9 protein-coding genes and 1 pseudogene are annotated in these 8,082 nt (G+C 71.2%); 4 read left to right on the top strand and 6 right to left on the bottom strand.

Annotated elements, in window-relative coordinates:
- Positions 1–549: pseudogene (locus tag VR44_RS18185) on the bottom strand (hypothetical protein); the annotation flags it as partial.
- 181 nt (positions 550–730) lie between these two features.
- On the opposite strand from VR44_RS18185, the gene VR44_RS18180 reads away from it, so the two are divergent.
- Positions 731–1,924: an RtcB family protein gene (locus VR44_RS18180; protein ID WP_045948576.1), complete on the top strand. Its 1,194-nt coding sequence runs from the start codon at positions 731–733 to the stop codon at positions 1,922–1,924.
- Between the two features lie 49 nt (positions 1,925–1,973).
- Here the strand turns inward: VR44_RS18180 and VR44_RS18175 are convergent, their stop codons facing one another.
- Entirely contained in the window at positions 1,974–2,807 is an 834-nt protein-coding gene (locus VR44_RS18175; protein ID WP_045948575.1) for a hypothetical protein, read from the bottom strand.
- A gap of 165 nt (positions 2,808–2,972) precedes the next feature.
- The gene (locus VR44_RS18170; protein WP_045948574.1) at positions 2,973–3,536 is read right to left on the bottom strand and encodes a Uma2 family endonuclease; all 564 of its coding nucleotides are present in this window, start codon (positions 3,534–3,536) and stop codon (positions 2,973–2,975) included.
- A gap of 160 nt (positions 3,537–3,696) precedes the next feature.
- On the opposite strand from VR44_RS18170, the gene VR44_RS18165 reads away from it, so the two are divergent.
- Entirely contained in the window at positions 3,697–4,353 is a 657-nt protein-coding gene (locus VR44_RS18165) for a polysaccharide deacetylase family protein (protein WP_245691932.1), read from the top strand.
- Here VR44_RS18165 and VR44_RS18160 read toward each other — a convergent pair.
- On the bottom strand, positions 4,350–5,117 hold the full coding sequence (locus tag VR44_RS18160) for an SDR family NAD(P)-dependent oxidoreductase (RefSeq protein ID WP_045948572.1): 768 nt from the start codon (positions 5,115–5,117) through the stop codon (positions 4,350–4,352). The two genes, VR44_RS18165 and VR44_RS18160, sit on opposite strands and share 4 nt — an antisense overlap.
- Positions 5,118–5,344: 227 nt before the next feature.
- Between VR44_RS18160 and VR44_RS18155 the strand changes: the two genes are divergently transcribed.
- Entirely contained in the window at positions 5,345–5,815 is a 471-nt protein-coding gene (locus VR44_RS18155) for a hypothetical protein (protein WP_245691921.1), read from the top strand.
- A 30-nt stretch (positions 5,816–5,845) separates the two neighbouring features.
- Here VR44_RS18155 and VR44_RS18150 read toward each other — a convergent pair whose 3' ends face one another.
- Positions 5,846–6,583: a Mut7-C RNAse domain-containing protein gene (locus VR44_RS18150; protein ID WP_045948570.1), complete on the bottom strand. Its 738-nt coding sequence runs from the start codon at positions 6,581–6,583 to the stop codon at positions 5,846–5,848.
- Between the two features lie 41 nt (positions 6,584–6,624).
- Positions 6,625–7,032: a winged helix-turn-helix transcriptional regulator gene (locus tag VR44_RS18145; protein WP_045948569.1), complete on the bottom strand. Its 408-nt coding sequence runs from the start codon at positions 7,030–7,032 to the stop codon at positions 6,625–6,627.
- A gap of 177 nt (positions 7,033–7,209) precedes the next feature.
- On the opposite strand from VR44_RS18145, the gene VR44_RS18140 reads away from it, so the two are divergent.
- Positions 7,210–8,082: NADP-dependent oxidoreductase (locus tag VR44_RS18140; protein ID WP_045948577.1), on the top strand; the 873-nt coding region annotated here is incomplete at its 3' end.

Genomic DNA, 8,082 nt, shown 5'->3' with positions numbered 1-8,082 from the left:
GGCAGGAGCCCCCGTACCCGTGCCCGTACTCGTACCCGGGCTCGGGCTCGGGCTCGGGCTCGTGGTCGGGCCGGGGAAGGGCAGGTGCGCGTCCGTCAGCCGGCGCACGTACACCTGGCGCGCCTTGTCGTCGTCGCTCGCGGCGGCGCGGTCGTACGAGACCACCCGCTCGAAGGTGACCGACAGCAGCAGGGTCGCCTCGGGCGTCTGGGCGTTCCAGCGGCAGCCGACGTGCCGGTCGGCGTCGTACGAGGGCTCGGCCGTCCCGGCGTAGAGCTGCTCGCGCTGCTCGGTGGTGAGGGAGTCGGTGGCCGGGAGCATGGCCCGCAGCCGCTTGCCGTCGACGGCCTTGCAGGGCTGGGGGAGGCTGCGGTACTTGCCGGGCTGCGCGGGGGCGGCGGTGCTGCCGCCGTTCTTCTGGTCGCCGGCGCCGCCGATACCGCCGCTGCCGGTGCACGCGGTCGCGCCGGCGACGAGCGCGGTGAGCATCGCGATGCCCGGCAGGAATCGGCGGCGTACCGGCGTGCGCTCCACGTCCATCGGCTTCACTCGCTCCCCTGGCTTCCTTGGCGTCCTCGGGAAATTCCGTTGCCGCGACTTGGGCACGGATGGACACAATGTCTATCGCACACGCTGGTGCCGGCGCCGGTTCCCTGTCTGTTTTGGGGGTATGAGCGCGGCTTTTCGCGTACTCCTACCTTTCTGCTGTTTTCCGGGGGATTGTTCTGTTATGTCGTATGTAGAGGTACCCGGGGCGAACGTCCCGATCAGGATGTGGACGGACCCGGCGTCGGTCGAGGACAGCGCCATGCGGCAGCTGCAGAACACCGCCGGGCTCCCGTGGATCAAGGGCCTGGCCGTGATGCCGGACGTCCACTACGGCAAGGGCGCGACGGTCGGCTCGGTGATCGCGATGAAGGACGCGGTGTGCCCGGCGGCGGTGGGGGTGGACATCGGCTGCGGCATGTCGGCGGTCAAGACCTCCCTCACGGCGAACGACCTCCCGGGCGACCTGTCGAAGCTGAGGTCCCGGATCGAGCAGGCGATTCCCGTGGGAGCGGGGATGCACCGGGAGGCGGTGGATCCGGGGAGGCTGTACGGGTTCTCGGCCAAAGGGTTCGGGGATCTGTGGGAGCGTTTCGACCATGTCGCGGATGCGGTGAAGTTCCGGCGGGATCGGGCGCTGCGGCAAATGGGGACACTTGGCGCAGGAAATCATCATTCGGAAGTCAATATCGATCAAAATGGGTCGGTTTGGTTGACGTTGCACTCCGGTTCCCGAGGGATCGGCAACCAACTCGCCGAACATCACATCGGCGTTGCGCGAGGGCTCTCGCACAACCAGGGGCTCGTGGACCGGGATCTCGCGGTGTTCCTCGCGGCGACTCCGGAAATGGCCGCGTATCGGCATGACCTCTACTGGGCGCAGGAGTACGCCAAGTACAACCGTGCCGTGATGATGAGCCTGATGAAGGAGGCCCTCCGGAAGGAGTTCCGGAAGGCGAAGGTCTCGTTCGAGCAGGAGATCAGCTGCCACCACAACTACGTGGCGGAGGAGCGGTACGACGGTATGGACCTGCTGGTCACGCGCAAGGGCGCCATCCGCGCGGGTGGCGGCGAGTACGGGATCATCCCCGGCTCGATGGCGACGGGCACCTATATCGTGAAGGGGCTAGGTAACAAGGCCGCATTCAACTCGGCCTCGCACGGAGCGGGCCGGCGGATGAGCCGTGCGGCGGCGAAGCGGCGGTTCTCGACACGGGACCTGGAGGAGCAGACCAGGGGCGTGGAGTGCCGGAAGGACTCGGGTGTGGTGGACGAGATCCCGGCGGCGTACAAGCCGATCGAGCAGGTCATGGAGCAGCAGCGCGACCTCGTGGAGGTCGTGGCCAAGCTGAGGCAGGTCGTCTGCATCAAGGGCTGAACGAGAGGGTGGTGCTCCGCGCGGAGCACCCACCCTCTCGTTGCCGGACCTACTGTGGTGCCAGGGCCACCCGGCCGGTGCGGATGCGCCAGAGCCTCATGGCGCAGCTCTGTTCGGTGCGCTCCAGGACCACGGCCGCGGCGGCCGGGTCATCGAGGCGGACCAGTTCCCTGTCGTCCTGCGCGGTCCAGCGGCGCCGCGGTGGGGCGACCCTCATGCCGGCGGGGCGCACCCACGCCTGGATCGACGTTGCTCTCGCCTTCTTGTGATCGAGGGCCAGACAGCCGTCGTAGTAGAGATGTGCGGCGAGTTGCTGTGCCGTCTCCTTGTAGTAGCAGACGTTGTAGACCCCGTCCCGCTGGTTGCGCGAGATCGTGCGCTCTGTACCTGTGATCTTCTTCCCGTAGTGGCACAGGTAGGCCGCGATGGCTGTGCTGGCCGATGTCAGGGAGAGGAACGGGAATCCTTGGGCCGTCCAGCCGAGTGATCCGTCCGCGTCGATGATTCCGCGCACGTAGTCGGGGCGCGAGAACCCCGTACGTGGCGGCTTGATGCTGAGGGACTTCTTGCCGTAGGGAATCCCCAGTCCGTTGACGATGGTCCTCGCTTCGAGGGAGCACACCGTCCAGGTTGCGGAGTGGTGCATCTCGGCGAAGTTGGTACTGCGGACCCGTTCGGTGATGGAGCTGTGGTACGGCGTGAGCTGCTGGAACTCGCGGAGGATGTGGATGTCTCGCGCATTGATTTCGGCGGTGAGGTGGCCCTTTTGCCCTCTGCCTTGCGAGAGGTGCCCGTCGGCCTGGAGGAAGCCGAACATGTACGCGTAACGGGGATCGGTGAGGTCCATGAAGCGCACGGGGGCGCTAGGGTCCTGTTCAGCCATGGGGAAGCCTTGTCTTCCTTGTCGGTGAGGCCCTCGGCCGGGACTGCCATCCCGGGCGGGGGCCGTTTGTGTTGTCACCGAAGGTAGGTGTGACTTCGGCCGGGAATCCGCCCGTTGCGTGCCCTTCACTCGAACGCGTGACGGAATGTCACACGCCATTGAGAGTCAGTCGGCGTCACCGTCGAGGAGGCGATCCGCTGGCAGCGTGAGCGAGACGCCGACCGATTCGGGGAGGCGCAGGGGCGTGCCGCGCTTGTAGGTCTCACGGGTGAGGTATTTCCCGGCCTCGGGGTCGGCGTGGAGGACCACCTCGTCGTGGTGGCGGTCGGCCACGAGGTAGACGGGGATGCCGGCCTGGGCGTAGCAGGCGGCCTTGATGGCCAGGTCGTCGGACCAGTGGTCTCCGGTGACCTCCAGGACCATGCGGAAGGCGTCGGGTGCGTAGCAGTGCTCGCGCGGCTCGGATTCCATGAAGGTCTGTTCGACGACGGAGAAGTCGGGAACGGCGTAGTCCTCGGGCCCGGAGGGTAGCCACAGGCCGAGGGCCTGGAGGGTTCTGAGGCCCGCCGTGCGGGCTCCGGCGCCGTGGAACGCCTCGGTCAGTCTGGTCAGGATGAGTGCGTGGGTTCCGTCGTCGTGTGGTGTCGCGGTGAGCCGTCCCTGGAGGATCTCCACGCGGTGGCAGGGGAGGTCTCTGGTGAGACGGTCGGCGGCGGCTGCGATGTTCACGGCCTCAGGGTGACGAGCCGGTAAGTCGGTGGTGGGGTTCCCCGTGGTTTTCACTCGTACGGGCGCGGCCGCCGTGCGGCGGCTCAACTTCCGCTTACGGCGTGGGGGTTGACGGGTGGAGTTGGTCTAGACCAGGGTGTGCCGCATGTGGAGAACTCGTGTGTTCGTCGCCGCTGTCGCGGCGTTGTCGCTGGGGGTCGGGGGCGGTGGGGCGGCTCAGGCCGCCGTGGGGTTGCCGCCCGTCGTGGCGCATGTGCCCACCTCCGAGAAGGTCGTGTTCATCACCATCGACGACGGGTGGACGCATGACGCCGAGGCCGCGCGGATGCTGGTGGAGCGGCGGGTGCCCGCTTCCCTGTTCCTGCTGCCGGGAGCCACCGACTACGACACCGCCTACTTCACCGGCCTCGTCGGTACGGGGCGGGTCGCGGTGGAGAACCACACCGTCAACCATCCCGATCTGACCACCCTCGACGCGGCCGGGAAGGACGCTGAGGTGTGCGGGGCCGGGGAGCGGCTGGAGGCGGCGTTCGGGAAGGCGCCCAAGTTGCTGCGGCCGCCGTACGGGGTCGTCAACGACGAGGTGCGGCTGGCGGCCAAGGCGTGCGGGGTGAAGGCGCTGGTGACCTGGACGTACGACTTCACCACCTGGAGCCAGACGCCCCCGGCCCCGGAGCTGAGGCCGGGGGACATCGTGCTGCTGCACTTCACGCCGACGCTGGCGGCGGACCTGGAGCGGGCGCTGGGTGCGGCCAGGGCCGCGGGGCTGAAGCCCGCGCCCCTGATGCCGTACCTGAGGAGTGCCGGGCTGGTCTAGAGCTCGCGGTGGACCTTCGTGTTCGAGGCCTGGGCGCGGGGGCGGACCACGAGGAGGTCGATGTTGACGTGGCTGGGGCGGGTGACCGCCCAGGTGATGGTGTCGGCCACGTCGTCGGCGGAGAGGGGGTGCGCGACGCCCGCGTACACCTTCTCCGCCTTCTCCGTGTCCCCGCGGAAGCGGGTGGTGGCGAACTCCTCGGTCTTGACCATGCCGGGGGCGATCTCGATGACGCGCACGGGCTGGCCGACGATCTCCAGGCGGAGGGTCTCGGCGAGGACGCGGGCGCCGTTCTTGGCGGCGACGTAACCCGCGCCGCCCTCGTAGGTGGCGTGGCCGGCGGTGGAGGAGAGGACGACGACCGTGCCGTCGCCGGAGGCGACGAGGGCGGGGAGCAGGGCCTGGGTGAGGTTGAGGGTGCCGATGACGTTGACCTCGTACATCGTGCGCCAGTCGGCCGGGTCGCCGGTGGCGACGGGCTCGGCGCCGATGGCGCCGCCGGCGTTGTTGACGAGTACGTCGCAGCGCGTGAGGGAGGCGGCGAAGGCGTCGACGGCGGGGCGGTCGGTGACGTCGAGGGCGTGGGCGGTGGCTTCGTGGCCGGCCGCGGTGAGCTCGGCGGCGAGGGCCTCGATGCGGTCCTTGCGGCGGGCGGTGAGGACGACGTGGTAGCCGGCGGCGGCGAGCTGACGGGCGGTGGCCGCGCCGATTCCGCTGCTCGCGCCGGTGACTACGGCGGTTCGGGTGGCCGTGCGCGTGCTCATGGGCGGGGCTCCTCGTTCGGTCGCGATGTGCGGTCGCGGTGTGCGTCTCGGGTGATCGTTCGGTCGTTCGTGCGGGTTGTGTGCGAACGCTGGCCAGCATAGGCCGGGGGGCTGATGGGGCGCGTGGGGGAGCGGTGGCGAATGGGGGTGGGCTCGCCCTCGTTCGTGTGATGGTCCGATCGGCGGTTCGCCGGGGTGGTTACCGTCCGCGCGAGGAGGTGGTGGCGGTGCGCCGTGGTGCCGTGCGGAGTGTGGTGGTGGCGGGCTCGCTGGTGCTGGCCGGGGCCGGGCCGGCGGGGGCGTCGGGGGCCGGGCCGGAGGCGGACGTGGCCTACCACGGGCGGGTGTCCCTGGCGCGCGGGCAGCTGCGGGTGTGGATGGTGCCGCAGAACGAGGGCCCGTCGGGGCTGGCGAACGCGACGGTCCGGGTGCGCCTGTCGGCGGACCTGGCGGACGTGCAGGAGTCGGCCGGGGGGTGTGCGCGGGCGGGGGAGCGCGAGGTGGTGTGCGAGACGGGGCCGCTGCCCGAGCACGGGCGGGGGCGGCACATCGGGCTGGTGCTGGGGCTGCGGGAGCGGCCGTCGGAGGTGGCGGTGCGGATCGACACCTGGTGGAACGGCGGGGCGACGGACCGCAACCGGGGCAACAACGAGTACGTGGTGCTGGCCCTGGACACCGGGGACGCGTACGCGTTCTGACGGGCGACGGCCGCCTCGCGGGCGGCGGTGTCAGACGGTGGCGCCGTCGCCGAATTCGGCCAGGGCCTCGTCGACGATCCGTTCCAGGCGGGAGTGGTGGGCCCCGCGCCAGTAGACGCGCTCGCAGTCGGAGCACTGGGCGAAGACGTCGTACGAGCGCTGCGTGCCGTGCTCCAGCCGGTCGCCCACGCTGTCCTTGTCGGCCTCGTGGAGGGGCCCGTTGCAGGCGGTGCAGCGGGTCCAGGGGGCGAGGGCGGGGGCGAACCGGCCGAGGACGTCGCGGAGTTGGTCGTCGGGGTTGTCGCTGTAGACGTAGGCGCCGGCGAAGATCTCACGGCGGCGCAGCAGGCCCCGGTCGCGGGAGAGCAGGACGCGGTTCTCGGCGGCGGAGCGGGTGGCGAGGGCGGGGTCGCCGGGGTCCTCGTTGTCGTAGGCGGCGTCGACGCCGAGGAGGCGCAGGCGGCGGGCGAGGGTGCCGAGGTGGACGTCGAGGAGGAAGCGCAGCGGGGCGCCGGGGACCTGCTGGGGGCGGTCGACGCCGAAGACCTCGACGGACTGGCCGGCTTGGGGCACGTACGAGACGGGCACCTCGCGGCCGTCGACGAGGAGGCGGCCGACCTCGGTGAGCGGGACGCCGGCGGATTCGACGACGTGGCCGAGGCTGGAGGCGCCGTCGGTGGCGGTCGGCACGCGGTCGACGCGCCGGCTGGGCGGCGCGAAGAGGCGCAGTTCGGGGGCGAGGGTGAGCTCAATACCGGGACCGTTCACGGTCCCAGCATGCCATCGGGGGTGGGGGCGGCGCGGCCGAATTACCGGCCTTCGTCGTAGGCCGCGCGGTGGGCGCTGACCTCGTCGAAGTGGTTCTCCGCCCAGCGCTTGACGGAGGAGAGGAGGCAGCCGAGGCTGCCGCCGAGTTCGGTGAGGCGGTAGTCGACGCGGACGGGGACGGAGGCGGTGACGGAGCGGGTGACGATGCCGTCGCGTTCGAGGGAGCGGAGGGTCTGCGTGAGCATCTTCTGGCTGACGCCGGGGATCTTGCGGCCGAGTTCGCTGTAGCGCATGGAGCCGTTCTCGGCTTGGCCGAGGGCGCTGAGGATGAGGCCGACCCACTTGTCGCTGATGCGGGCCAGGAGCTGGCTGGTGGGGCATTCCTTGACGAAGGCGTCGTAGGCGGCGCGGGCGTCCTCGCGGCGGGCGGCGGCGGTCTGGGTGGCCATGGGTGCCCACTTCCGGGTCGGGTACGCACTCCGAAGTGCGTACTTACGGAAAGAGAGTACCTCTCCTTAGGTTAGTGGTCATCGGAAACGAGACGACTGGCCGGAACGGCCGGAACGCCTGAACGGGGAGAGATCATGACCGAGCGCATCGAGCAGGGCAAGGGCAACGGCAAGACCATGCGAGCCGTGGTGGTGGACGGCTTCGGCGGGCCGGAGCAGGTGCGGGTGGCCGAGGTGGAGGTGCCGAGGCCGGCGGCCGGGCAGGTGCGGGTCCGGGTCCGGGCCGCCGGGGTGAACCCGGTGGACGGGGCGGTGCGCGCGGGCGTCTTCGGCGGGGCCGGGCAGCGGATCGGGCTCGGCTGGGACGTGGCGGGGGAGATCGACGAGGTCGGGCCGGGGGTGGAGGGCTGGACGCCGGGCAGCCGGGTGGTCGGGCTGCACTACGGGACGGTCAAGCCGCTCGGCACGCACGCCGAGTACGCGGTGCTCGACGCCTCGGCGGTGGCCGCGGCGCCCGAGTCGGTGGACGCGGCGGTGGCGGCGGCCCTGCCGCTGAGCGGGCTGACGGCCGCGCGGGCGCTGGACCTGCTGGGGCTGGGCGCGGGGGAGTCGGTGCTGATCACCGGCGCGGCCGGGTCGGTGGGCGGGATCGCCGTCCAGCTGGCGGCGCGGGCCGGGCTGGTGGTGACGGCCCTCGCGGGGGAGGGGGACGAGGAGCTCGTACGGTCCCTGGGCGCGAAGGAGTTCGTCCCGCGGGGTGCGGAGCCGGCGGGGCCGGTCGACGGGGTGCTGGACGCGGCGGTGCTGGGGGCGGCCGCGCTGGGGTTCGTGCGGGACGGGGGCGCGTACGTCGGGCTGATCCCGGGGGCGGCGCCGGCCGCCGAGCGGGGGGTGCGGGTGGTGGAGCAGGAGGTCGCGGCCGACGGGGCGGAGCTGGGGCGGCTGGTGGGGCTGGTCGACGCCGGTGAGCTGACGCTCCGTGTGGGCCGGACCTTCGGCCTCGCGGAGGCGGCCGAGGCCCACGCGGTCCTCGCCGCTCCGGGCTACCCG

The sequence above is a fragment of the Streptomyces katrae genome, assembly GCF_000966975.1.
Classification (GTDB): domain Bacteria; phylum Actinomycetota; class Actinomycetes; order Streptomycetales; family Streptomycetaceae; genus Streptomyces; species Streptomyces katrae.
The sequence above is the reverse complement of the archived record's forward strand: the minus strand, read 5'-3'. Positions and strand labels throughout refer to the sequence as shown.